The organism is Novosphingobium sp. NFX11, from assembly GCF_057376415.1.
Genome location: NZ_CP080385.1, coordinates 1,442,501 through 1,467,354, shown reverse-complemented (window position 1 = coordinate 1,467,354; position 24,854 = coordinate 1,442,501). Strand labels below are relative to the sequence as shown.

Annotated in this window: 14 protein-coding genes and 3 pseudogenes (1 of these 17 cut by a window edge); 10 read left to right on the top strand and 7 right to left on the bottom strand. The window is 67.4% G+C overall.

The genetic code is table 11. The features are described 5' to 3' along the window. Positions 1–35 precede the first annotated feature (35 nt). Positions 36–808: pseudogene (locus KZO24_RS24560) on the top strand (SDR family oxidoreductase). 146 nt (positions 809–954) lie between these two features. Here KZO24_RS24560 and KZO24_RS24555 read toward each other — a convergent pair. Beyond that, positions 955–2,658 carry an arylsulfatase gene (locus KZO24_RS24555; protein WP_370424081.1) on the bottom strand — a complete coding sequence of 568 codons (1,704 nt, stop codon included), beginning with the start codon at positions 2,656–2,658 and terminating at the stop codon, positions 955–957. A gap of 238 nt (positions 2,659–2,896) precedes the next feature. On the opposite strand from KZO24_RS24555, the gene KZO24_RS24550 reads away from it, so the two are divergent. After that, complete coding sequence (locus tag KZO24_RS24550) at positions 2,897–5,077, top strand: TonB-dependent receptor (RefSeq protein ID WP_486487366.1); 2,181 nt, start codon at positions 2,897–2,899, stop codon at positions 5,075–5,077. Then, positions 4,984–5,271: a hypothetical protein gene (locus KZO24_RS24545; RefSeq protein ID WP_486487365.1), complete on the top strand. Its 288-nt coding sequence runs from the start codon at positions 4,984–4,986 to the stop codon at positions 5,269–5,271. The genes KZO24_RS24550 and KZO24_RS24545 overlap by 94 nt, the downstream gene beginning before the upstream one ends. 159 nt (positions 5,272–5,430) lie before the next feature. Here KZO24_RS24545 and pcaF read toward each other — a convergent pair whose 3' ends face one another. Further along, complete coding sequence (gene pcaF, locus KZO24_RS24540; RefSeq protein WP_486487364.1) at positions 5,431–6,642, bottom strand: 3-oxoadipyl-CoA thiolase; 1,212 nt, start codon at positions 6,640–6,642, stop codon at positions 5,431–5,433. A gap of 211 nt (positions 6,643–6,853) precedes the next feature. On the opposite strand from pcaF, the gene KZO24_RS24535 reads away from it, so the two are divergent. The 5 genes and pseudogenes from KZO24_RS24535 (at position 6,854) to KZO24_RS24515 (ending at position 13,395) form a co-directional block, all read left to right on the top strand. After that, positions 6,854–8,938, top strand: a complete 2,085-nt coding sequence (locus KZO24_RS24535; RefSeq protein ID WP_486487363.1) for an alkyl/aryl-sulfatase — start codon at positions 6,854–6,856, stop codon at positions 8,936–8,938. 62 nt (positions 8,939–9,000) lie between these two features. After that, positions 9,001–9,771: an enoyl-CoA hydratase/isomerase family protein gene (locus KZO24_RS24530; protein ID WP_271183688.1), complete on the top strand. Its 771-nt coding sequence runs from the start codon at positions 9,001–9,003 to the stop codon at positions 9,769–9,771. Between the two features lie 33 nt (positions 9,772–9,804). Next, positions 9,805–11,823 carry a 3-hydroxyacyl-CoA dehydrogenase NAD-binding domain-containing protein gene (locus KZO24_RS24525; RefSeq protein WP_271183687.1) on the top strand — a complete coding sequence of 673 codons (2,019 nt, stop codon included), beginning with the start codon at positions 9,805–9,807 and terminating at the stop codon, positions 11,821–11,823. Then, positions 11,820–12,967 (top strand): annotated as a pseudogene (locus tag KZO24_RS24520) (iron-containing alcohol dehydrogenase). The gene KZO24_RS24525 and the pseudogene KZO24_RS24520 overlap by 4 nt, the downstream one beginning before the upstream one ends. After that, positions 12,964–13,395: an acyl-CoA thioesterase gene (locus KZO24_RS24515; protein WP_271183685.1), complete on the top strand. Its 432-nt coding sequence runs from the start codon at positions 12,964–12,966 to the stop codon at positions 13,393–13,395. The pseudogene KZO24_RS24520 and the gene KZO24_RS24515 overlap by 4 nt, the downstream one beginning before the upstream one ends. Positions 13,396–13,991: 596 nt before the next feature. Here KZO24_RS24515 and KZO24_RS24510 read toward each other — a convergent pair. The 3 genes and pseudogenes from KZO24_RS24510 to KZO24_RS24500 all read right to left on the bottom strand — a co-directional run bounded on the left by KZO24_RS24510 (position 13,992) and on the right by KZO24_RS24500 (position 17,848). After that, positions 13,992–15,404 carry an MFS transporter gene (locus tag KZO24_RS24510; protein ID WP_486487362.1) on the bottom strand — a complete coding sequence of 471 codons (1,413 nt, stop codon included), beginning with the start codon at positions 15,402–15,404 and terminating at the stop codon, positions 13,992–13,994. Positions 15,405–15,444: 40 nt separating this feature from the next. After that, positions 15,445–16,207, bottom strand: a pseudogene (locus KZO24_RS24505) (enoyl-CoA hydratase/isomerase family protein). A 99-nt stretch (positions 16,208–16,306) separates the two neighbouring features. Continuing rightward, on the bottom strand, positions 16,307–17,848 hold the full coding sequence (locus tag KZO24_RS24500; protein ID WP_271183681.1) for an SDR family oxidoreductase: 1,542 nt from the start codon (positions 17,846–17,848) through the stop codon (positions 16,307–16,309). Positions 17,849–18,026: 178 nt separating this feature from the next. Here KZO24_RS24500 and KZO24_RS24495 point away from each other — a divergent pair, with 178 nt between their 5' ends. Further along, positions 18,027–18,785: an SDR family NAD(P)-dependent oxidoreductase gene (locus KZO24_RS24495; RefSeq protein WP_271183680.1), complete on the top strand. Its 759-nt coding sequence runs from the start codon at positions 18,027–18,029 to the stop codon at positions 18,783–18,785. 245 nt (positions 18,786–19,030) lie between these two features. On the opposite strand, the gene KZO24_RS24490 is transcribed toward KZO24_RS24495, so the two are convergent. Then, on the bottom strand, positions 19,031–20,683 hold the full coding sequence (locus tag KZO24_RS24490; RefSeq protein WP_486487763.1) for an acyl-CoA dehydrogenase family protein: 1,653 nt from the start codon (positions 20,681–20,683) through the stop codon (positions 19,031–19,033). Then, complete coding sequence (locus KZO24_RS24485; protein WP_486487361.1) at positions 20,568–22,853, bottom strand: acetate--CoA ligase family protein; 2,286 nt, start codon at positions 22,851–22,853, stop codon at positions 20,568–20,570. The genes KZO24_RS24490 and KZO24_RS24485 overlap by 116 nt, the downstream gene beginning before the upstream one ends. Positions 22,854–23,213: 360 nt before the next feature. On the opposite strand from KZO24_RS24485, the gene KZO24_RS24480 reads away from it, so the two are divergent. After that, positions 23,214–24,854, top strand: the 5' portion of a protein-coding gene (locus KZO24_RS24480) for a TonB-dependent receptor (RefSeq protein ID WP_271184013.1). Its footprint extends 531 nt past the window's final position; the window shows 1,641 of its 2,172 coding nt (coding positions 1–1,641); the start codon lies at positions 23,214–23,216; its stop codon lies off the right edge, out of view.

Below are 24,854 nucleotides of genomic sequence, written 5' to 3'. Positions count from 1 at the left end.
ATAAATGGTCGGCCATCTGGTAAAAGAGGCAGTGAATGACCAACCATAGCATTAAAGGGAAAACCGTCATCATCGCCGGTGGGGCAAAAATCTCGGCGGCCTGATCGCACGGGATCTTGCCGAGCAAGGCGCGAAGGCCATCGCCATTCATTATAACAGCGCCACTTCAAAGGAAGAGGCAGATGCGACGGTCGCAGCAATCAAGGGATTTGGCGCGGAAGCGGTTGCATTTCAGGCGGATATGACCACTGCAGCTGCCGTCGAAAAACTCTTTGCCGACGCCGTTGCCGCCATCGGCCGCCCGGACATTGCCATTAACACGGTTGGAAAGGTCCTGAAGAAGCCCATGCTCGAAATCGGCGAAGCCGAATATGACGAGATGAGCGCGGTCAATGCAAAGGCGGCTTTCTTCTTCATAAAGGAAGCAGGCAAGCACCTTAATGACAATGGAAAGCTGGTAACGCTCGTCACTTCTCTTCTGGGCGCCTACACATCCTTCTATTCAAGCTACGCCGGAACCAAGGCGCCGGTCGAACACTTCACCCGCGCTGCCTCCAAGGAATTCGGCGAACGCGGCATTTCGGTGACGGCAATTGGGCCTGGCCCGATGGATACGCCCTTTTTCTACCCGGCCGAGGGCGCAGATGCGGTCGCTTATCACAAAACTGCTGCAGCGCTGTCGGGCTTCTCGAAGACCGGACTGACCGACATTGAGGACATAGTTCCCTATATCCGCTTCATGGTTTCGGATGGCTGGTGGATGACCGGGCAGACCATTCTCGTCAATGGCGGCTATACCACCAAATAAAGGTATGGGCGGTCCATTGTGTCCCGCCCATACCTTTGGCGCCATACAGGGCGTCGTCTGCAGCTTTCATCAGTGTGCCGGAACAGATCGATCGAAGCCTTACGGCTGGCGGCGTGCCGGGTATTGGGTCCGGCACGCCACGCGCTTCAGGGCTTTGCCGCCGAGGGCGCGGCATCCTGTGGTAGCGCGACGCCCTTCTGCGCAGCGTAGCGATCCCAGTCCGCCACGAGTTCGGCCAGCTTTTCGGCATGAGTGGCGGCAAGGTCGGTGCTTTCCGCCGGATCGGTCGCGAGGTTGAAGAGCTGCCACTTGCCCTCGCCAACGCCGTCGCGCGGGTAGGTTGAGCCGGATTTCGGCAGGTAGACCGCCTTCCAGTCGCCCTTGCGCAGCGCGCGGCGATAGAACAGCTCGGTGCCGACCGGCTCGTCCGGCGAGCGCACTTCGCTGGCCTTCTCGGCCAGGACGGGGACCAGACTGTGCCCCTCGAACGGCAGGATAGCGCGGCCCTCGTAGGTCGTAGGCTGGGTCAGCCCAGCAAGGTCGAGCAAGGTCGGCGCGATGTCGGTGACGCTCAGATAGCCGCGTGCGATGCGATTGCCGACGACGTCCTTGCCCGAGGCGAAAGCCGAGACCCGCGTGCCGCCTTCGGTGGGATAGCCCTTCACCAGCCACGACGGGGTACTGTTGGCCTGCGCCCAGCCCGCGCCGTAGCCGACGTAGGAGGTGGCGTTGCCGATGTTCTCCAGCCGGTTGTCGATGCCCAGCTTCTTCGCGCCGTCAGGAAGCCCTCGCACTTGGAACGGCGCATCGATCTCGCTACCCTCGGGGCCGTTGTCGGACAGGAACACGATGACCGTATTGTCGTACTGGCCGGTGCGCTTCAGTTCGGCGACCACGCGGCCCACATTCTGGTCCATGCGGTCCACCATCGCGGCGTAGACTTCCATCTTGCGCGCCTCGAACGCCTTCTGCTCGGCCGTCAGGCTGTCCCACGGCTTCACGCCGTCGAGCGCATGGGGCTGCTGGTCGAGCGCGACGAGGCGAAGCTTCTTCTGCCGTTCGAGCCGCTGTGAGCGCAGGACTTCGTAGCCCGCATCGTAGCGGCCCTTGTACTTCGCGATCGTCTCGGACGGGGCCTGCATCGGCCAGTGCGGCGTGGTGAAAGTGAGGTAGGCGAAGAACGGGCGCTTGTCGGCGCCCCCTTCATCAAGGAAACCGATCAGCTTGTCGGCGAACTGGTCCGCCGAGTAGTGCCCGACCGGGAACTTCACCAGCTTGCCGTCCTGCCGGTAGAGCGAATTGGCCTTGGCCTTTGTCCATGCCGCGTTCTGGTCGGCGCCGAAGTGATTGCCCAGTCCCTGCAGCAGCGCATAGGAATGGTCGAACCCGCGCGCGGCCGGGCCGCGATCCTCGGTGAGGCCGAGGTGCCACTTGCCGGACATCAGCGTGCGGTAGCCGCCCTGTTGCAGCAGCTCCGCGATCGAGGCGACGCGGTCGTTGAGATAGCCTTCATAGCCGGGGCGATCCGCAAGGGTGGCGGGGCGCGATTCCACCATGGTCCCGATCCCGGCTTCGTGGTTGTCCACGCCGCTCAACAGCATCGAGCGGGTCGGCGAACATGTCGGCGCGGTGTGAAAGCCGGTGAAACGCACGCCGCTGTTGGCTAGCGCGTCGAGGTTGGGCGTCGCGATTTCGCCCCCGAAGGCGCCGAGGTCCGACCAGCCGAGATCGTCGGCGACGATGACGAGGAAGTTCGGGCGCGCTGCACTCTGCGCAGCGCCCGGAGCGGCGGTTGATGCAGGCGCAGGCGCGGCGGCATTCACGGCCTGCGCGGCGGCGGGACGGGTCATCAGGGTGCTCATGAGAGCGGCGGCAATCAGGGCGGCCTTGCGGGTCACGTCGGTTCCGTTCGTGGCGATGCGTGGGAGCGCAAGACCTAACGGGAGCAGTTCCGGCGGCCCACAAAGTTTTACTCTACCAGTTATGTAGAGAATCTTTGTTGCCGCGCACCATGAGTTCTCTACTCAAACGGTTGAGTTTCAGGCGGCCGCCCGGTCGCCGGTAGCGCCATGCAATGAGGGTCTTTCCATGAACACGTTCCTGCGTGCCACCACGCTCGCCCTGCTCGGGTCGAGCGCGCTGGCTGCCGTCCCCGCATACGCCGAAGAGGCACCAGCCGCCGAAGCCGCTGCCGACGCAGAAGGTGGTGGAGGCCTCGATATCATGGTCACCGCCCGTCGCCGCAACGAGCGCATCCAGGACGTACCGGTGGCCGCGAATGCCTTCGGCGGCGAGCAGCTGGCCGCGACGCGCACCTACAACTTGCGCGACCTGCAGCAACTGACTCCCAGCCTCGTCGTCACCAACACCAACCCGCGCAACACCAGCATCAACATCCGCGGGCTGGGCAACAACGTCTCGGTCTACAACGACGGGCTGGAGCCGGCGGTCGGCGTCTATGTCGATCAGGTCTACCTCGCGCGGCCCGGACAGGCAGTGTTCGACCTCTCGGACGTGGAGCGCATCGAAGTGCTGCGCGGCCCGCAGGGCACGCTGTTCGGCAAGAACACGTCGGCGGGCGCGGTCGTCGTCACCACCAAGTCGCCGACGTTCGAGCCCGAGGCGGGCGGCGACGTGACCTTCGGAAACTACGATTTCCGGCAGGTCCACGCCTATGCCAGCGGCGCGCTGGTGGACGATCTGCTGGCCGCGCGCCTCTACGTCTCGAAGACCGACCGCGACGGCTACATGACCAACCGCTACGACGGTTCGGACACGCAGGACTATCACGATTTCGGCCTGCGCGGGCAGCTGCTGTTCACGCCCGCCAGCAACTTCAAGCTGCGCCTGATCGGTGACTACGGCCGCCAGCATTCCAAGACGGCGGCGGCGGTGCTGACCGGCGTGCTGACCCAGTACGACAACGGCACGGCGTTCGCGAACAACTATTACGCCCGCGCCGCGCGCACCGGCTATACGCCGCTGCCGATAGATCCTTCGGCGCGGCAGGTCGATGTGGACGCCAACCCGCGCTACAAGATGAACCAGTGGGGCGTGACCTCGATCGCTGACCTCACCATCCCGGGCAACACGATCACCTCGGTCACCGCCTACCGCGCGTGGAACTGGTATCCGCACAATGACGGCGATTCCACCAGCCTCGATGCCGGCACCGACTTCCACCAGAGCAACGAGCAGCGCCAGTTCAGCCAGGAACTGCGCATCGCCTCGGAAGGCACGCGCAAGGTCGATTACGTCGCGGGGCTCTACTACCTGTGGCAGGCAATCGATGCCGAGTCGCTGAATGCCTATGGCAGTGACGCCGCCGCATGGTTCGTGGCGCCCAGCGTGGACCGCACAGCCGCCGCAGCCGCACTCAACGGCTACACCATCCTCGGCCACTCGCGTCCTGTGACCAACAGCTACGCCGCCTTCGGTCAGACGATCTGGCACGTGACGCCCACGCTCGATCTCACCACGGGCCTGCGTTACACCTACGAGACCAAGACCGGCTGGTTCGAGCAGACCGCCACCGGCGCCAGTCTCGACGGGCTGACCACCGCGCAGCTTGCCGCCGCCAATACGATCCGCTCGCGCTACGGCATCGCCAATTCCTATTCCGCCAGCACGAAGGAAGGCCGCCTGTCCGGCTCGGCGACGCTGTCGTGGAAGGTCTCGCCCGATGCGCTGGTCTATGCGACCTATGGGCGCGGCCACAAGTTCGGCGGCCTCAACCTTGCCAACATCGTGACGACGGGCGCCTTCGCCGCCGATCCGGTCATCAAGCCCGAGACGATCGACAGCTACGAACTGGGCGTGAAGACCGCATGGTTCGGCAATAAACTGACCGCCAACCTCGCCGCGTTCTGGACCGACGACAGCGATTACCAGACTACCGTGGTCGATGTGGAGCGCAACAACCAGTCCTACTTCACCAACGTCGGCAAAGTTCGCACGCGCGGTTTCGAGGCGGACCTGCGCGCAAATCCGGCGCCGTGGCTCTCACTCTACGCCTCGGGCGCGTTCACCGATGCGAAGTACGTGGACTATCCCAATGCGCCGTGCCCGATCGAGGTCACCGGGCAGACCACCTGCGACCTTAGCGGGAAGCGCCTGCCGGGCGTGTCGAAGTGGGCGGCCTCGGCAGGCGGCGAGGCGCGTCAGGGGTGGGATCTGTGCTGGGCCGCGATAGCGAAGTCTATTTCGGCGCGGACTATAGCTACCGCTCGGACTTCAACACCACCGCCAGCCTTTCGCGCTATTCGCTGATTCCCGGTTATTCGCTGGTCAACGCACGCATCGGCGTGCGGGCGCTGGACGGGGTGCTCGACATCCAGCTGTGGGCGCGCAACCTGACGGACAAGCTCTATTACCTGAGCCTGTCGGCAGGCAACACCGGTGCGGTCACCGGCACCCTGGGCGATCCTCGTACCTACGGTGTGACGCTCAGGACCAAGTTCTGAAATCCGGCATGAGCATCATTCAGCACTCCACCTGATCTGCGGAGAACCAGCACGGCTTTGAGCAGAGTTCAAAGCCGTGCAAGTGCGGGCAGCAACTTCGTCGATGCAGCGCTGCTGCTTCAGGAAATCGATGTATTCATGGCGCGCTCGGCAGAAACCTCAAACCCGTTCGACCGCCAGCGCCAGACCCATGCCCACGCCCACGCACAGCGTGGCGAGGCCGCGCCTGCCGCCGGTCTTCTCCAACTGGTGCACCAGCGTCAGCGCCAGCCGCGCACCCGACATGCCGAGCGGGTGGCCCAGCGCGATCGCGCCGCCGTTCGGGTTCACCTGCGGCGCATCATCGGCCAGACCCAGTTCGCGCATGACGGCAAGGCCCTGGCTGGCAAACGCCTCGTTCAGTTCGATCGCGTCGAAGTCTCCGATCGTCAGCCCCAGCCGCGCCAGCAGCTTGCAGGTAGCCGGAACCGGGCCGATGCCCATCACGCGCGGCTCCACCCCGGCCGAAGCCATGCCCAGGATACGTGCGCGCGGGGTCAGGCCGTGGGCCTTCACCGCCGCCTCGCTGGCGACGATCAGCGCCGCCGCGCCGTCGTTGATGCCCGAGGCATTGCCCGCCGTCACCGTCCCGCCCGGCTCGAACAGAGGCTTCAGGCGGGCGAGCGTCTCCAGCGTGGTGCCGCGCCGCAAATGTTCGTCCACCGAGACTTCCACCACGTCGCCGCTGCGGCGGCCGGGGACCGGGGTGGTGACGATCTCCTCGGCGAAGAAGCCGGATTCCTGCGCCGCCGCCGCGCGATCCTGACTGCGCAGCGCGAAGGCGTCCTGATCGGCGCGCGCAATGCCGAAGTCCTTCGCCACGTTCTCGCCGGTGCGCGGCATCGTCTCGGTGCCGTAGAGCGCATCGAGCGCCGGGTTGACGAAGCGCCAGCCCATCGTCGTGTCTTCCAGCTTCTGGGCGCGGCCGAAGGCGCTGTCGGCCTTGCCCATCACGAAGGGAGCGCGCGTCATGCTCTCGACGCCGCCCGCGAAGGCCAGGTCCATCTCGCCCGCGACCACCACCCGCGCCGCCGCGCCGACCGCTTCGAGGCCCGAGGCGCAGAGGCGGTTGAGCGTCACGCCCGGCACCGTATGCGGCAGGCCCGCCAGCAGCAGGCTCATGCGCGCGACGTTGCGGTTGTCCTCGCCCGACCGGTTGGCGCAGCCGTAGAAGACTTCCTCCACCGCCGCCGGATCGAGGCCGGGATTGCGCGCCAACAGCGCTTTCAGCGGAACCGCGCCCAGATCGTCGGCACGGATCGCGGCCAGACCGCCGCCGTAACGGCCGATGGGCGTGCGCACCGCGTCGCAGATATAGGCAGTTCCACTCATCGCTCGTCCTCGCTCGCTTTTTTCGCCGCTTAGCAAGCGGATGGGCGAGCGAGGGGCTTACGCGAGGCGCTCCGGGGAATATCACAACCGGGAAAGATGCCGCGCGCAGACCGGCGCGTTTGCCTCTCCCAGCGGCATCCCGACAGTGCGCCCGGCCTGTCAGGCGCGGATCGTGAGGGTTTGCGCTACGATCGCATAAAAGAGGATGTCCATGGCCCATCGCCCACGCTTCGCAGCGGCAATCGCCGCCGTCTCGCTCCTAGCCCTCGGCGCGGGCGGCCATGTCGCCGCCCAGGATGCGGATAGCGCGCAGAAACCCGCCTCGGCCGCGACGCTGCGCTACTTCGAGGAGACCACCGCCAGCCTGCCGTGGAACGACAAGGAGGACTTCGACCTCGCCACGCGCGGCTTCGTCGCAGGCATTCCCGGCAGCGAAATCACAAAGCCCGACGGCAAGCGCATCCGCGACCTCAAGGAACTCGACATCTTCAAGGGCAAGCGGCCCGATACCGTGAACCCCAGCCTCTGGCGCAATGCGCAGCTGTTGTCGCAATCCGGGCTCTTCAAGGTGACCGACCGCGTCTATCAGGTGCGCGGGATCGAGCTGGCGAACCTGACGGTCGTGCTCGGCAAGACCGGCTACATCGTCATCGACACCCTGACCACGGTGGAGAGCGCGAAGGCGGCGATGGACCTCGTCCGCGCCAAGCTGGGCGACAAGCCTGTGATGGGCGTGATCTACACCCATTCGCACATCGACCACTTCGGCGGCGCGGCGGGCGTCATCAGCCCGGAAGAGGCCGCCGCGCGCAAGGTGCCGATCGTGGCGCCGGGCGGCTTCCTCAAGGAAGCGATCTCGGAGAACGTGATCGCCGGTCCCGCCATGAGCCGCCGCGCGATCTATGCCTTCGGCCACCTCATCGGCACCGGTCCCAAGGCGGACATCAGCGACGGCATCGGCCCGGCCTTCAACCGCCTCGGCAATGCAACTGGCGCGGTCCACATGCTGCCGCCCACGCACGAAGTCACGAAGACCGGCGAGACGATGACCATCGATGGCGTCGATCTCGAATTCCAGTACATGCCCGATACCGAGGCGCCCGCCGAAATGGCGATCTTCATGCCGCAGCTGCGCGTGCTCGACATGGCCGAGAACGCCAACTCCTCGCTGCACAACATCCTGACCCTGCGCGGCGCGCAAGTGCGCGATGCGAAGGCCTGGGCAGACGATCTGACCAAGTCCATCGCGCTTTATGGCGACCGGACGGACACGCTCATCACCTCGCACTTCTGGCCGCACTGGGGCAATGCGAAGATCCTCGACTACCTCGGCGCGCACCGGGACATGTACAAGTACCTGCACGACCAGTCGGTGCGGATGATGAACGAAGGGATGACCGGCGAGGAGATCGCCGAGAACCTCAAGCTGCCGAAGCCGCTGGCCGACCGCTGGTTCAACCAGGGCTACTACGGCACGCTCAGCCATGACGCCAAGGCGGTCTACCAGCGCTATCTCGGTTGGTACGACGGCAACCCGGCGAACCTCAACCCGCTACCGCCCGAAGCCGTGGCGACGAAGTACGTCGAGGCGATGGGCGGACCGGAGGCGGTGCTGGCGCTGGGCCAAAAGGCGGTGGCGGCGGGCGATTACCGCTGGGCCTCGGAACTGCTCTCGCGCCTCGTCTTCGCGCAGCCGGACAACCACGCAGCCAAGCTGGCGCTGGCCGACAGCCTCGAACAGCAGGGCTATCAGGCGACCAGCTCGATGTGGCGCAATGCCTTCCTCACCGGTGCGAAGGAATTGCGCGAGGGCGTGAAGACCGGCGGTTTCGATCTCGGTCGCGGGCGCGATCCCGGCGATGCCGCTTTCGGACATCCTCGACCTGCTGGCGGTGCGCCTCGTGCCCGAGCGGGCGCTGGCGGCGCCGATGGCCTTCGACCTCGTACTGGATGGCGTCGCGGAGCACGTGGAAATCCGAAATGGCGTGCTGATCCATCAGCCTATCGGCAAGGCTTCCGCGCAGAAGCTGGAACTGACGCGCGCGCAGCTCATCGCGGCGATCACGAAGAAGCCGCAGGAAAGCGCCCTGCCCGCCGATACCGCGCAGCGCCTGAGCGCCTTCCTCGCGCTGGTGGAGGCGCCCAAAGGCACGTTCGGACTGGTGACGCCGAAGCCCTGAACCACACCCTCGTCATTGCGAGCGCAGCGAAGCAATCCAGGGCCGTTTGCGCCGCCATGGATTGCTTCGCTTTGCTCGCAATGACGAAAGGAGGGAGGACACCATCATATCCGTGAATATGGCCCGGCCAGTGCGCCGGGCCTCCCCGCCCGAAGGGCGACGGGCCTAAGCCTCGTCCATGACCATCACCGTAACCCGTGACGGCGCCGTCGCCGTCGTCGCCTTCGACCGGCCCGCCGCGAAGAACGCCTTCACCATGGCGATGCGCGGGGAGTTCATCGCCGCCTTCGCCGATCTCGAAGCCGACCCCGGGGTGCGCGCGGTGGTGCTGACCGGCACCGGCGGCGCGTTCTGCTCGGGCGCGGACATCGGCGAGATGGGCGAGACCACCCCCGACGACTTCCTGCGCCGCATGCGCCAGCTTCACGCCATGGCCCGCGCCGTCGCCCGCTTCCCCGCGCCGGTCATCGCGGCGGTGGACGGGGTGTGCATCGGCGCCGCATGGGGCTTTGCGCTCGCCAGCGACATCGTGCTCGCCAGCGATCGGGTTCGCTTCGCCGCCACCTTCCGCCGCATCGGCTACGCCCCCGACGCCGGGCTCGCCTGGCATTTCCTGCGTACCATCAACCCGATGCGCGCGAAGGAGATCGTCTATTCCGGCCGCGAGGTCCACGCGCCCGAAGCACTCGAACTCGGCCTCGCGATGGAAGTTCTCGCCCCCGAGGCGCTGCTGCCGCGCGCGATGGAACTGGCGCGGATGATCGCGGACGGCCCGGCCACCGCGCTCCACCTCGCCAAGCGCCAGTTCGCCGCTGCGCCCGCGATGAGCTTTGAAAGCTTCCTCGACTTCGAGGCGGCCATGCAGCCGCTGCTCGGCCAGACCCGCGACCACCGCGATGCCGTCGCCGCCTTCCGTGACAAGCGCGCGCCCATCTTCAACGCCGGCTGACCGCCCGCGTATCCCTCTTCCATGGAGCCCACAATGATCCGTACCGAACAGACCGGCCCGATCCTGACGATCACCCTCGATAATCCCCCGGTCAACGCGCTGGGCGCGGCGTTGCGCAGCGGGCTGGCACAGGCCATCGCCAAGGCCGCCGACGACATCGCCGTCGGCGCCGTCATCGTCACCGGCAGCGGCAGGCTGTTCAGCGCAGGCGCGGACATTTCCGAATTCGGCAAGCCGCTCGCCGATCCGCAGCTGCCCGACGTCCTCGCCGCGATCGAGGCCTGCCCCAAGCCGGTGATCGCCGCCATCAACGGCACCGCGCTCGGCGGCGGCCTCGAAGTCGCGCTCGCCTGCCACTACCGCGTCGCACTGGCCTCGGCCAAGCTCGGCCTGCCCGAAGTGAAGCTCGGCATCCTGCCCGGCGCAGGCGGAACGCAGCGCCTGCCGCGTCTCATCGGCGTCGAGGCGGCGCTGAAGCTGATCGTCTCGGGCGATCCGGTGCCCGCCGCCAAGGCGCTCGCCAGCGGCCTCGTCGACAAAGTCGTCGAGAATGCCGAAGACCTGCACGCCGCTGCCGCCAGCTTCGCCGACAGTCCTGCACGCCCGACCGGCGAGCGCGCCGTCTTGGGCGATGCCGCCGCTGCGGATGCCTTCGCCGCCGCCAACCCGCGCCTGTTCAAGGGCTTCACCGCACCCATCGCCTGCGTCGAGGCGGTGAAGGCCGCCGCTACCCTTCCAATCGCGGAAGGCATGGCGGTGGAGCGCCGCCTGTTCCTCGAACTCGTCGCGGGTGAGCAGTCCCAGGCCCTGCGCCACGCCTTCTTCGCCGAGCGCGCCGCCGCCAAGGTGGACGATCTGCCCAAGGACATCGCCCGGCGCGACATCGCGCGCGTCGGCATCATCGGTGCGGGTACGATGGGCGGCGGCATCGCCATGAACTTCCTCTCGGCGGGCTTGCCCGTCACCATGGTCGAGACCAATGCCGAGGCGCTGGAACGCGGTGCCGCGCTGATCCGCAGCAACTACGAAGCCACCGCCGCCAAGGGCCGCCTCACCACCGATCAGGTCGAGGCCGCGATGGCGCTGCTGACGCCCACGCTCGAATTCGGCGCCCTGGGCGAATGCGACCTCGTGATCGAGGCGGTCTACGAAAACATGGAGGTCAAGAAGCAGGTCTTCGGCCGCCTCGACGCGGTGGCCAAGCCCGGCGCGATCCTCGCCTCGAACACCTCGTACCTCGACGTGGACGCGATCGCCGCCTGCACCTCGCGGCCCGAGGACGTGCTGGGCATGCACTTCTTCTCGCCCGCCAACGTCATGAAGCTGGTCGAGGTCGTGCGCGGCGCCAAGACCGCGCCGGACGTGCTCGCCACCGTGATGGCGCTCGGCCAGAGGATCGGCAAGGTGCCGGTGGTCGCGGGCGTGTGCTACGGCTTCATCGGCAACCGCATGCTGATCCCGCGTCAGGACAACGCCCTTGCCCTCGTCATGGAAGGCGCCAGCCCCGAGCAGGTGGACAAGGTCCACACCGATTTCGGCATGCCGATGGGGCCGTTCCAGATGACCGACCTCGCGGGCGTGGATATCGGCTGGCACCGCGACGAGACGCGCATCGACAACCTCAAGGACGCATTGTGCGCGCAGGGCCGCTGGGGCCAGAAGACGAAGGCCGGCTTCTACGACTACGACGCAAACCGCAAGCGCAGCACCTCCCCCGTCGTCGCCGCGCTGATCGAGGAATTCCGCGAGCGTGAAGGCATCACCCCGCGCGCAATCTCGAACGAGGAGATCGTCGCGCGCACGCTCTACACGATGGTCAACGAAGGTGCGCTGATCCTCGAGGAAGGCATCGCGCAGCGTTCGTCCGACATCGACGTGGTATGGCTCTACGGCTATGGCTGGCCGCGCTGGACCGGCGGCCCGATGTTCTGGGGCGAGCGCGAAGGCTTCGCCAAGATCGTCGCCGGACTGGAGTACTACATGGACCGCATGCCCGAAGGTTTTACCATCGCCCCGCTGCTGCGCACGCCGCAGGCCGAGCCGGTCGCATGACGGGCAGCTTCGCCTTCTCCTATGGCCCGCGCCTCGTCAGCGGCGCGGGCAGCGCGGATCGCATCGCCGAGCTGCTGCCGGAAGGCCCGGTGCTGTTCGTCACCGATGCGATGATCGTGAAGCTCGGCCTTGCCGGGAGCGCGCTGGCGGCGCTGGCCGCCTCGGGCCGGGACGTGACGATCTTCTCCGAAGTCGAGGCCGATCCCTCGCGCGCCACGCTGGAGGCCGTGGTCGCGCGCGGCCGCGAATGCGGCGCGGCAAGCGTCGTCGGCTTCGGCGGCGGTAGCCCGATGGACGTCGCCAAGCTGGCCGCCTACCTGCTCGGCTCGGGCGACGATCTCGACACGATCTGGGGCGTCGGCAATGCGCGCGCCAAGGGCCTGCCGCTGGTGCTGGTGCCGACGACAGCGGGCACCGGCTCGGAAGCCACCCCCGTCTCGATCATCACGCTTCCGGGGACGAGAAGCGCGGCGTATCCTCGGCCGCGCTGGTCGCCGGGCATGCGGTGCTCGACCCGGCGCTGACGCTCGGCCTGCCGCGCCCCGTCACCGCCGCCACCGGCATGGACGCGATGGTCCACGCGATCGAGGCCTATACCTCGGCGCATCTCAAGAACCCGATGTCCGACCTGCTCGCCCGCGAAGCGCTGCGCCTGCTCGCCGCCAACCTGCTCCCCGCCTGCGAGGAGCCGGGCAACGTGGCCGCGCGCGAGGCGATGCTGCTGGGCGCGCATCTGGCGGGGGTGGCGTTCTCCAACGCCCCGGTCGCAGGGGTCCACGCCCTCGCCTATCCGCTCGGCGGGCGCTTCCATGTGCCGCACGGCCTCTCCAACGTGCTGATGCTGCCGCATGTGCTGGGCTTCAACATGAGCACGGCGATGCCGCTCTATGCCGAGCTTGGCCCACTGGTCGATCCGGCGCTGGAGGGCCTCGGCCAGCAGGCGCAGGCACAGGGCCTGCTCGAAGCGCTGCGCGACATGGCCGCAAAGGCCGGGATGCCCGCGCAGCTGGCGGCCGTGGGCGTGAGCGCCGAAGACATCGACCAGCTCGCCGCCGACGCGATGCTGCAGGAACGCCTGCTCAGGAACAACCCGCGCCCGATCACGCTGGATGACGCGCGCAAACTCTACGAGGCCGCCCTTTGAGCCGTGAACCCCTGCGCCCGCGTGACGCCTACCGCCACTTCACCCCGATCAGCACCCGCTGGCACGACAACGACGTCTACGGACACGTCAACAACGTGGTCTACTATTCGTGGTTCGACACCGCCGTGAATTCCTGGCTGATCGAGGTCGGCCTGCTCGACATCGAGAACGGCAACCCGATCGGCCTCGTGGTGGAGACCGGCTGCCGCTACGCCGCCTCAGTGGAGTTCCCGCAGAAGGTCGAAGTCGGCCTGAAAGTGGCGCGGCTCGGTTCGAGCAGCGTGACCTACCACCTCGGCATCTTCGTCGAGGGGGCCGAGGAACCGGCGGCGGAGGGGCACTTCACCCACGTCTACGTCGACCGCGACAGCCGCCGCCCGACACCGCTGCCCGAGGCGTGGCGGGCGGTGCTGGAGGGGATTGGCTGAAGTTTGATCGGGAGGTGTTGCAGCGCCACGAATGCGTGCGATGTTACGTCAAAAAGCGCCCCTTTGCAGACGTGCAATGGTTGTGAGAAGAGTGGGCGATGATGATGACCCGCTACCGAGTTTATCTGGCCAGAAAGGCGTTTCCACTCGACGGCCTAGCGCTGATCAATGAAATGCGAACGCAGCTAATTCCTTGGATTGCACTGCCCCTACTTTTATGGTGCGGATGCTGGCTCTTCTCAATTTCCGATGAAGCCCAGCGCTGGGCGATGCGTGGCGCATTGGGCGCTACAACCGTTGGGTCTGGCCTTGTCGTGTGGGAATTTTTTGTAGGGCCGCTGTGCACCACCGTCTCCACAGCTTGGAAACGACGCGACCGGACCTAGCTTTACGTGCGTAAACCAGCCTATCGCCCCGGAATCCGGACCAACCTTAAGCGCCCCGTTGCGGTCGTTTGCGCAGCGGCGCATATCGATGCGATGGAAGCAGTCTTCATCCTTCACCATGTCCGCGCTGACGATGAGTATGGCGACGATGCGAAGCTGATCGGGGCATATCGCACAGAGAGCGACGCAAAGGCGGCGACGGAACGACTGTCAGGTCAGCCGGGGTTTGTAGATCACCCCGAGGGCTGGCAAATTGATCGCTACGTGCTGAACCACGATCAATGGTCCGAAGGCTTCGTAGGCGGAATCACCCCGCTCCGGCGCCCGCTTCAGCGCCGCATACATAAGCCCCGCGCCCAGCGGGCCGAACACCACCGCCATCGTCGTAAGCGCCAGGTTCAGGCCCTTGGCGCCGTAGACGTGGTCGGTCATCAGCCCCACCAGCACCGAGCCGAAGGCCCCGCCCGTCAGGTTCACCAGCGCCATGTAGAGCCCAGTGTAAAGCCCGCGCAGCGTCGGCGGCACCACCGCGACGATCAGCACGAAGATCGAGGCGACCGACATCGAACTCACGAACAGGTTCGCGTAGGACATGAACACCGCCAGGCCCACCGTCGGCACGATCGGGCCGAGGATTGTGGTCACGCTCAGCACCGCCATCGAGGTGAAGGTCAGCCAGTACGCCGCCTTGCCGCCGAAACGCTTGCGCAGCCATGCATGGTAGGGATGAACCGCAAGGCACCCGGCGATCCCGGCCAGCAGGAACGCCGGGCCATAGCTCGTCGCCACCAGCGCGGGTGTCATCGCGTAGGAGCGCATCAGCATCGCCGGATACCAGTTGAGCAGCCCGTAATTGTTCATCGACCACGAGACGATGCCCAGCGCCAGCAGCGTTATCAGCGTGCGGTTCTCGCGCGCAAAGGCCAGCGCCTCGCCCTTGGCAGGCGCAGCGGCGGCGCGCTGCGCGGCACTGTGATCGCGCACCGTGGTCTGCACCAGCAGCGCCACCAGCAGGCCCGGCACCGCGAGCAGCAGGAAGACGACGCGCCACGGCTCTGCGGTGTCGATCAGCGGCAGGTCGTAGGGGCCGCCCGCGCTGAACTTGCCCAGCAGGTGCGCGCCCAGCATCATCGCCATGCCGCCGCCGACGTAGAGGCCGGTGGTGAACAACCCGATCGGCTTCTGCACCTTGTCCTGCGGGAAGCGGCTGGAGATGATGCCGATCGCCGCCGGGTTCAGCCCCGCCTCGCCCACGCCCACGAACATGCGCGCCAGGAACAGCGTCACGAAGCCGGTGGCGAACCCGCTCGCCGCCGTGGCGATCGACCATACGAGGATGCAGGCGGCCAGGATCGTCACCCGCCGCCCCTTGTCGAGCATGCGGCCGATGAACACCCCGCCGAACACATAGAGCACCGCGAAGGCCATGCCCGTCACCGCGCCGATCTCGGCGTCGTTGAGCGCAAGATCGCCCTTGATCGCTTCCACCAGGAAGCTGAGGATCACGCGGTCGATGTAGCCCAGCACCGAAACGGAGAAGAGAATGGCGACGACGTACCAGTCGTAACCGCCCACCTCGCGAGAGGAGGCAGGCGCACTCGCCGGTTGCATCGTGGTTGCCATGTTCTTCTCCCGACCCGTTATTCTAGCGCTATAGCCGCGATCAACGGCCCTGGAAGACCGGCGCGCGCTTTTCCTTGAAGGCGGCGATGGCTTCCTTCGAATCCTCGGTCTTCGACAGCGCGTTGGTGTTGTTCTGCTCGTAGCGGTAGCCGTCGCGCAGGGTCATGTTCTCGATCGTGCGCATGGAATCCTTGGCGAGCCGCGTCGCCATCGGGCTCTTGGAGGCGATGCTGCGGGCCATCTCCATGACCCAGGGCATCAGTTCCTCGACCGGAAGGCAGGCTTCGATCACGCCGCGGCGATAGAGTTCCGCCGCAGGCGCGCGCCAGCCGGTCAGCATCATGCGGCGCACCATCGAATGCGGCAGGATCCGCGCGGCGTGCTTGCCGCCACCCATCAGGCCCACGTCCACCTCGGGCAGCCCGAACACGGCGGTCTCGGAAGCGACGATGATGTCGCAGCTCGCTGCCAGCCCCAGCCCGCCGCCGAGCGCCGGGCCGTTGACCGCCGCGATCACCGGCTTGTTGCACTCGATGATGGCATAGCTGGATCTCGCGCACCGCACGGTTGCGCTTCCAGGTAGCGCCGGGGGCGGAGACGTCGGGCCGGTTCTTGAGGTCTGCACCGGCGGAGAAGCACTTGCCCGCGCCGGTCAGCACCGCCACGCGCACGTCGTCGCGGTCGCTGATCTCGTCGAAGGCATCGGCGAGGCCGTGGATCATCTCCATCGACTGCGCATTGACGGGGGCATTGTCCATCGTGACCACGGCGACATAGTCGGCCACTTCGAGTCTGATCGTCATTTCGGCATCCTCAGGTTTGGCGACCATCTAGCCGCAACTGCGGCCCTTCCGTCGCGCATCGGAGCCTCGCGCGCGGGAGAATCCCATATGCGATGCGCCTCAATCCACATCCGCAGCATCGCCCGCGTCACCGAAGGCGGACCAGCCCCCGTCCACCGGCACCACCGTCCCCGTCATGTAGCCCGCACGAGGCGAGGCGAGGAAAGCGATGGCGTCGGCGATCTCCTCCGGCCGCCCGAGCCGCCCCAGCGGAATACGCCGCCGGATTCCGCTTAGCGAGCGCTTGCCCTTGGCCTCCAGCGCCATGACGCCGGGAGTGGCAATATAGCCGGGCGCGACGGCATTCACCCGGACCCCATGCTGCGCCCATTCGCACGCGAGCTGGCGCGTCATCGCCTCCACCCCCGCCTTGGCTGCGCAGTAGCTGTTGCGGCGGGGCAGTCCCCCGCGCGCCGCGATCGAGGATAGGTTGACGATGGCGCCGCCGCCCTGTCCCCGCATCACACGCGCCGCCGCTACCGCCAGCCGCAGCGGCGCGACGAGGTTGATCGCGAGGCCATGCTCGAAGGCGGCCAGCGTCTGTTTGGCGGTAGGCTGGAAATCGTCGGCGATGGCGGCGTTGTTGACCAGCACGTCGATCCGGCCATGCTGCGCAGCAATGCCTTCGATCATGGCGACTAGCGCGGCCTCGTCGGTGACGTCGAGCACATGCCCCTCGCGCCCTTCGGGCAACGCGCCAAGTTCGCGGTCGAGCACGATTACCCGCGCGCCGTCCGCCGCGAAGCGATCCGCCGTGGCCGCACCGATGCCGCGCGCACCGCCGGAAATGACCACCACCGGGCGGTCAGACTGCGGCGCTGCGGGCGCCTCTGTCGTGGCCGCCGCTGCGGTGCCGCCATAGGCAGAATAGCCACCATCCACCGCGATGCTGCCGCCGGTGACGTAAGCGTTGTCGGCCGCCCATACGATCGCCTCCGCCACGTCGGCCGGGCGCGCCATGCGGCCCAGCGGGATGCGCGCGGCCACCGTGGCGGGATCCACCTGTCCCTCAGCCACCAGCGCCTCGACGATCTCGGTCGCGACGTAGCCCGGCAGCACCGCGTTAACGCGCACCCCGTGCTGCGCCCACTCGCAGGCCAGCGCGCGGGTGAAGCCGAGGATCGCCGCCTTCGACATCGCATAAGGCGTGCGCCCCGCGATCGCCTGCAACGCGATGCCGGAGGAGAGATTGACGATCGCGCCGCCGCCTCGCACGATCATGCCGCGCCCGGCCTCTCGCGCCAGAAGATAGCTGCCGGTTAGGTTCACCCGCAAAAGCCGCTCCACCGTTGCGGCATCGAGGTCGAGCGCGGAGGTGCCTGCCGGATCGACGATCCCGGCGTTGTTCACCAGCACGTCGATCCCGCCATGCTGCGCAGCAATCTCCGCTACGGCCGCGACCACGGCGGCCTCATCGGCGACGTCGAGCACCAGTGCCTGATGCGGCGCGCCGAGTTCGGCCGCCGCGCGCCGGACCGCCCCGGCATCGCGATCGGCGAGCACCACGGTATCGCTGCGCGCTGCGAACAGCCGCGCCGTGGCAAGGCCGATCCCGGCCGCCGCGCCCGTCACCAGCACCACTCTTGCACCGTGCCGCTCCATCGTCTTCTCCCGTTCTCGTGTTCGCGTCAGCGAAGCACCAGGGCGACGACGCCTCAACCCGGCTCCGGCGCGGCGCCACGGCTATCACCTATGGGATAAGGCGGCGGCCCGGGCGGCGCCCGCTTGGGCGCGCGCGGCGGCCGGTCCAAGGCTGCGGTCATTCATTAGGGAGACCATCATGTCGCAACGACTGTCGGGGCGCGTCGCGCTCGTCACCGGGGCTTCGCGCGGGCTGGGCCGCGCTATTGCCGAACTCTTTGCTGCACAGGGCGCCGCCGTCGCCGTGCTCGATCTCAAGGAGCATTGGGCGCAGGCCGTCGTCGACGGCATCACCGCGCAGGGCGGCCGCGCCATCGCCATCGGCTGCGACGTATCGGACCGCGTGGCGGTGCAGGCGGCAGTGGCCCGCACGGCCGGGGAACTCGGCGGGCTCGACGTGACCGTCAGCAGCGCGATGTGGAACAAGTACGAGCCGATCGCGGACATCACCCCCGAGACGCTGGCGCGCATGTCGGGCGTGGGCTTCGACGGGATCGTGTGGATGACGCAGGCTGCGGCGCCCTTCATGGCGCAGCGCGGCGGCGGCTCGATGATCAACATCGCCTCGGTCTCGGCGCTCAAGGGCATGGTCAATGCGCTGCTCTACTGCGGCATCAAGGCGGGCGTCGGCGGGCTGACCCGCGCGGCCTCGGTGGAACTGGGCGCGCAGGGCATCCGCGTCAACGCGATCTCGCCCGCGACGGTGGCGACCGAAGGCGTGCTCTCGATGCTGGATGACGAGGCACTGGCGCAGCGCAAGGCGCGCATTCCGCTGGGCCGTCTGGGCGAGACCGACGACATCGCGCAGACGGCGCTGTGGCTGGCCTCGGCGGACTCGGCGTTCGTTTCGGGGCAGATGATTACGGTGGACGGCGGACTGGCGAACGCGATCCTTTGACAGCTCGTCATTGCCAGCGAAGCAATCCAGGGCGGCGTTATACTGCCCTGGATTGCTTCGCTTCGCTCGCAATGACGAAACTTATCCCGTCGCCCTGAACTTGTTTCAGGGTCCATCGGGCAGTCGCAACCGAAGGGTCGTGTCGCTAGCCGAGATCGCAGCTTACTATCCCAGCTCCGACTTGGCGGCACGATCGACCCTGAAACAAGTTCAGGGTGACGGAGCTTCGGGAGGAGGGCCTCCGCTCACAGCCAGCCGGGATCAATCTCCAGCACCTCGCCCCCAGCCGTGCAGCTTGCCAGCCATGCGCCCACGCGCGGCAGTTCGCAGGCGGTGAAGTAACGCAGTGCCCCTGCCGTGCCCGCCTCGATCCGCGCGCCCTTGCCGCGCGCAGCCAGCGCGAGGTCGAGCCAGATCCAGCCCACTACGGCATGCCCGAAAGCGAAGAGGAACGGCGTCGCCACCTCCAGTGCCCTCTGGGAGCCGCGCAGCATTTCGAGTGCGGCATCGACCTCGGCCCACGCCGCCCTCAGCGCTTCGGTCTCCGCAGCGAAGCCGTCCGCCGCAGCCAGCGTCGCCGCGATCCGCGCCTTGAGCACCGCCAGCCCCTCGCCGCCCTTCAGCAGCTTGCGGGCCAGCAGGTCGATGGCCTGAATGTCGGTCGTGCCTTCGTGGATCGGGTTGAGGCGATTGTCGCGGTAGACCTGCTCGACGTCGAAGTCGCGGGTGTAGCCGTAGCCGCCGTGGACCTGGATCGCCATGGCATTGGCCTCCAGCCCCATTTCGGACGAGAACGTCTTCACCACCGGCGTCAGCAGCGCCAGCAGCGCCGCGCTGTCGGCATCGTCCGCGTCGACCAGCCGCGCGGCGTAGAGGCACAGCGCCAGCGCGCCCTCGGCCAGCGCCTTCTGCGCCAGCAGCATGCGCCGCACCGCCGCGTGCGCGATGATCGGCACCAAGGCGCCATCGCTCCCGCGCCCTTGCAACCGCTCCTGCGCGTACGTCAGCGCATGGCCATAGCCCCGGCACGCCAGCGCCGCCGCACCGAGGCCGACCGAGATACGCGCCTCGTTCATCATCATGAACATCTGGCGCAGGCCCTGCCCTTCCGCGCCGACCAGCCAGCCGGTGGCGCCGCCGTTCTCGCCGAACGCCAGCAGGCAGTTGGGGATCGCCCGGTAGCCCATCTTGTGATTGAGCCCCGCCACCGCGACGTCGTTGCGCATGCCATCGGGCAGCACGCGCGGCACGATGAACAGCGAGAGGCCCGCCGTCCCCTCGGGCAACGCGCCGTCTGCGCCCGCGACTTTCGCCAGCACGAGATGGACGATGTTGCCGCCCACGTCATGCTCGCCGCCCGAGATCCACATCTTCGAGCCGACCAGCCGGTAGCGGCGGCCGAGATCGTCTTCGTTCTCGAACGTAGCGCGGGTGCGAACGACGCCAAGGTCGGACCCGGCCTGCGGTTCGGACAGGCACATCGTCCCCAGCCACTCGCCCGCGATCTGCGGCCGCGCGAAGGCATCGACTTGTGCGGGACTGCCGAACTCCGCGATCAGCCGCGCGTTGGCGACCGTCAGCATCGCGAAGGAGGACGTCGCGATGTTGGCCGCCGCGAACCATGCGAAGCTGGCGCAGCTCACCACGAACGGCAGGCCGTGGCCGCCCAGTTCCTCGGGAAAGCCTGCGCCGAACAGGCCCAGCTCGGCATATTCGCCCAAGGCCGCGCGCACTTCGGGGTGGACGGTGACGCCCTGCGGGCCGACTTGCGGCTCATGCGCGTCACCCGCCTTGAAGTGCGTGAGGAAGCGTTCGCGCGCCAGCGTTTCCGACAGGTCGAGCACGGCGTCCACCATATCGCGCTCGGCAAGCGCCTCGACCCTGAGCCAGTCGTGCAGGCACAAGTCGAGGAATTCGCGGTCGAGCAGGCGCGTCATGACTGCAGCAGCACCAGTGCGTCGAGCGGCACCACGCCTTCACCCTCGGGCATGACCTTGAGCGGGTTGATATCCACCCCGGCAAGGCGACCGTCATTGGCCGCCGCGAAACGCGACAGTGCGGCAAGGCTTTCGGCCAGCGCGGCGATATCCGAGGGGCTGCGCCGCGCACGCCCTGCAGCACTTTGCCTGCCGTGGTCTCCGCGATCATGCGGCGCGCCTCCTCGGCATCGAAGGGCACGGCGCGGAAAGTCACGTCCTTCAGCACTTCCACCAGCACGCCGCCGAGGCCGAACATCACCACCGGGCCGAGCGTCGCATCGACGCTGACGCCCGCGATCACCTCGACCCCGCCCGCAATCATCGGCGCGATCAGCACGCCTTCGATCATGGCACCCGGCATCGCGGTGCGGGCGCGTTCGAGCACCAGCGCGCTTGCCTCGCGCACGGCGGCGGCGTCCTTGAGGCCCACCACGACGCCGCCCACTTCGGTCTTGTGGGCGATATCGGGCGAGCAGATCTTGACCACCACGGGATAGCCGATCGCGTCGGCCGCTGCCGCTGCCTCGTCGGGCGTGGCGGCAAGGCGCTCGTCGGGGAACGGCATCCCGGCCTCGGCCAGCACCTGCTTGGCGGCGCGCTCGCTGAGCGTGCCGGTCGCGGTCAGCGGGGCAGGCAAGGCGGGCAGCGCCGGGCGTTCGATGCGCGCAGCCGCAAAGCTCTCGGCGAAGCGCGCCACCGCGCCGAGCGCGCGGGTGAGCGCGACGCTGTCCTCGAACACGAGGAAGCCGCGTTCCTCATAGGCGCGGACAACTTCGGGCGGGGCGCTCATGGTGACGGCGCGGATCAGGCCTGCGCCGCCGGGACCGGCCGCCTCCAGCGCCTCGGCCAGCCGCGCGGAATAGCTGGGCAGCGCGGGCGTGGTGCCCAGGATCGCGACGAAGATGTCGTAGCCGCCCTGCTCCAGCACGACCTGGATATAGCGCGTCATCAGCGGCAGGTCGGTCATAGCCTGCGCGGTCGCGTCGATCGGGTTCACCGGCGAGGCGTAAGGCAGCAGCGCCTTGAGTTCCGCCTGCGCCTCGGCAGGCATCGGGGTGACGGCAAGCCCGGCCTCGTCGCCGTCGTCGGCCATCTGGATGCCGAGGCCGCCCGACATCGAGAAGATGCCCAGTTTGTTCCCGCCCGGCAGGCCCGCACGGGCGACGGCGTAGGCGATGTCGAGCTGTTCCGCCGTGCTGCGCGCGCGGTGGACGCCAAACTGGCGGCAGATTGCGTCGAACACGCCGTCGGAGCCTGCCAGCGCGGCGGTATGGCTGCCCACGGCATGCGCGCCCACTTCCGAGCGGCCGACCTTGAGCAGTACCACCGCGATGCCGCGCCGGCGGGCAAGGTCGAGCGCCTCGAAGAACACCGCGCGGTTCCGCACGCCCTCGGCATAGGCCATGACGACCTTCACGCCTTCGCGGTCGATCACCCAGCGCAGCGCCTCGGCCATGTCGACGTCGCATTCGTTGCCGGTGGTGATCCAGTGACGGATGCCGAGGCCGCGACCCCGGGCCAGCTGCGCGATGTGCGAGCCGTAGGCGCCGCTCTGCGAGACGATCGCCACCGGGCCGGGTTCGAGGAAGCCGTCGTCGAGCATGACCGAGAAAGTGCCGTAGTAGCCGATCGAACTGTCCGCCGCGCCGAGGCAGTTGGGGCCGAGCAGGCGCAGCCCTCCGGCGCGGGCGATGGCGACGATGCGCGCCTGTTCCTCGCGGCCTTCCTCGCCCATCTCGGCGAACCCGGCGGCGAAGATGATCGCGGCCTTCACGCCTTTCGCGACGCAGTCCTCCACCGCCGCGCGGGTGGCGGCGGCGGGCACGGCGAGGAGCGCGAGGTCGGGCACTTCGGGCAGCGCGGCGACCGAAGGCCAGGCCTGTTCGCCCTGTACCGTCTCGCGCTTGGGATTTACCGGATAGACGCGGCCCTGATAGCCGCTGGCGCGCAGATAGCGCAGCGGGCGCCCGCCGATCCGCGCGGCATCGTCCGAGGCGCCGACCAGCGCGATCGAGCGCGGCGCGAACAGCGCGTCGAGGCCGCCGGTTGCCGTTTGCGCTCCGGGCCGGATGTCTTCGCAGGTCGTCACGTCGGCTTTTCCTCTCACATTCGTTCGAGGCGAAGCCTTGTCACGGGGCATTGCGCGCCGGTATCGTCGGGCCGGACACCCCCGCGCATTTCACATCCGCGATATGCCGCCATCCCATCCGTGATAAGCGGACGCGCCCGCCACCCCACCCGGGATATCAGCCTTGTGATATTCCCCTCCGGACCCGCCCTGCGATTGAACGAAACGCCCCGAGCGCGGACTTGAGTGTCCCGTCACGAAGCATGCTGCGCAGCATCTGCCGCTTGCACGCCGTGACGTGAGAGAACAAGGCGCATCGCGCCGGGGCCAGATAACAAGGCGCGAGTGAGCGCCCGGGTTTGTGGGAGAAGAAGAGTGAAGATGTCCTCGATCATCAAGTGCGGCCTGCTCGCGACCAGCGCGGGGCTGGCGTTCGCCATCGCACCTGCCGCCATGGCGCAGGATGCCGCCGCCGACAGCGCCTCTTCTTCGGCCAATGACTCTGGCGCCCTCGACACCATCGTCGTCACCGCCACCAAGCGCGGCCAGGCTTCCAACGTGCAGGACGTGCCCTTCGCGGTCACCGCGTTCGGCGCCGCGCAACTTGAAGAGCAGCACTTCACCACGCTGCAGTCGCTCAGCTACAACATGCCCAACGTGCAGTTGAACGCGGTCGGCACGACGCCGGGCTATGCCAACTTCTCGATCCGCGGCCTCGGCATCAACTCCTCGATCCCCTCGATCGACCCGACCGTGGGCGTCTTCGTCGACGGCGTGTACCTTGGCGTCAGCGCCGGTGTCGTGTTCGGCAACTTCGACATCGAGGGCCTCGAAGTGCTGCGCGGTCCGCAGGGCCTGCTGTTCGGCCGCAACGTGACCGGCGGCGCCATGGTGATCCGCACCACCACGCCCAAGGACACCTTCTCCGCCGACGTGCGCGCCTCGGTCTCGTCCGGCCCCGAATACAAGATCAGCGGCACCGTGACAGGCCCGATCGTGCAGGACAAGATCTCGGCCAAGCTGGCAGTCTACTACGACAAGGACACCGGCTACTACCACAACGAGTACAACGGCAACGACGACCTCGGCAAGAACCGCACCTTCATCGTGCGCCCGGCCCTGCGCTTCACGCCGATCGACGGGTTCGAGTCCGTGTTCCGCTACGAATACGGCAAGTACGACGGCGACGGCGCGGTGGCGAGCAACCACGGCCTCTACCCGCGTGACAGCTTCCACGTGAACATCGACGAGGAAGGCTTCGCGCACAACTACTGGCACTTCGCCTCCAACGAAACCAACATCGATACCGCGTTCGGTGACGGCAAGATCACCAACATCATGGCCTACCGCGAATACAACTCGCGCGTGTTCAACGACATCGACGCCTCGCCGTCCTATGCGTTCCACTCGGGCAACACCACGCACCAGAAGCAGATGAGCGAAGAACTGCGCTGGGCCGGCACCTTCGGCAAGGTCGACGTGACCACCGGCCTGTACTACTTCACGCAGCGCATCGACTACAAGGAACAGCGTAAGCTGGCGAACGGCACCCGCACCCTGTCGGGCGGCGGTATCCAGAACCAGGATACCTACGGCATCTTCGGTTCGGCCGACTGGCACTTCACCGACACGCTGACGCTGAACCTGGGCGCGCGCTACACCACCGAGACCAAGGCGGTGAAGGTCGCCAACCTGACCGCGACCGGCTGCGACTACGAAGCGCAGACCTGCAACTACACGTTCAACGACAAGCACACCTGGAAGGGCCTGACCCCGCGCGTCGGCATGCAGTGGCAGCCCGATCCGGAAACGCAGGTCTACGGCTTCTGGTCGAAGGGCTTCCGTTCGGGTGGCTACAACTTCCGCAACGTCTATACCCAGGTCGATCCCGGCCCGTTCAACGACGAAGTCCAGAACTCGTATGAAATCGGCGTGAAGAAGGACTTGTTCGGCATCGCCCGCATCAACCTCGCGGCGTTCTGGAACACCATCGACAACGTCCAGCGCGAGATCCAGTTGCCC

Bases quoted from the DNA above. Each gene is read 5' to 3' on its own strand.
- KZO24_RS24510 (WP_486487362.1), bottom strand. From the start codon at position 15,404: ATGGCAACCACGATGCAACCGGCGAGTGCGCCTGCCTCCTCTCGCGAG.
- KZO24_RS24535 (WP_486487363.1), top strand. From the start codon at position 6,854: ATGGCCCATCGCCCACGCTTCGCAGCGGCAATCGCCGCCGTCTCGCTC.
- KZO24_RS24525 (WP_271183687.1), top strand. From the start codon at position 9,805: ATGATCCGTACCGAACAGACCGGCCCGATCCTGACGATCACCCTCGAT.
- KZO24_RS24500 (WP_271183681.1), bottom strand. From the start codon at position 17,848: ATGGAGCGGCACGGTGCAAGAGTGGTGCTGGTGACGGGCGCGGCGGCC.
- pcaF (WP_486487364.1), bottom strand. From the start codon at position 6,642: ATGAGTGGAACTGCCTATATCTGCGACGCGGTGCGCACGCCCATCGGC.
- KZO24_RS24495 (WP_271183680.1), top strand. From the start codon at position 18,027: ATGTCGCAACGACTGTCGGGGCGCGTCGCGCTCGTCACCGGGGCTTCG.
- KZO24_RS24555 (WP_370424081.1), bottom strand. From the start codon at position 2,658: ATGACCCGTCCCGCCGCCGCGCAGGCCGTGAATGCCGCCGCGCCTGCG.
- KZO24_RS24550 (WP_486487366.1), top strand. From the start codon at position 2,897: ATGAACACGTTCCTGCGTGCCACCACGCTCGCCCTGCTCGGGTCGAGC.
- KZO24_RS24530 (WP_271183688.1), top strand. From the start codon at position 9,001: ATGACCATCACCGTAACCCGTGACGGCGCCGTCGCCGTCGTCGCCTTC.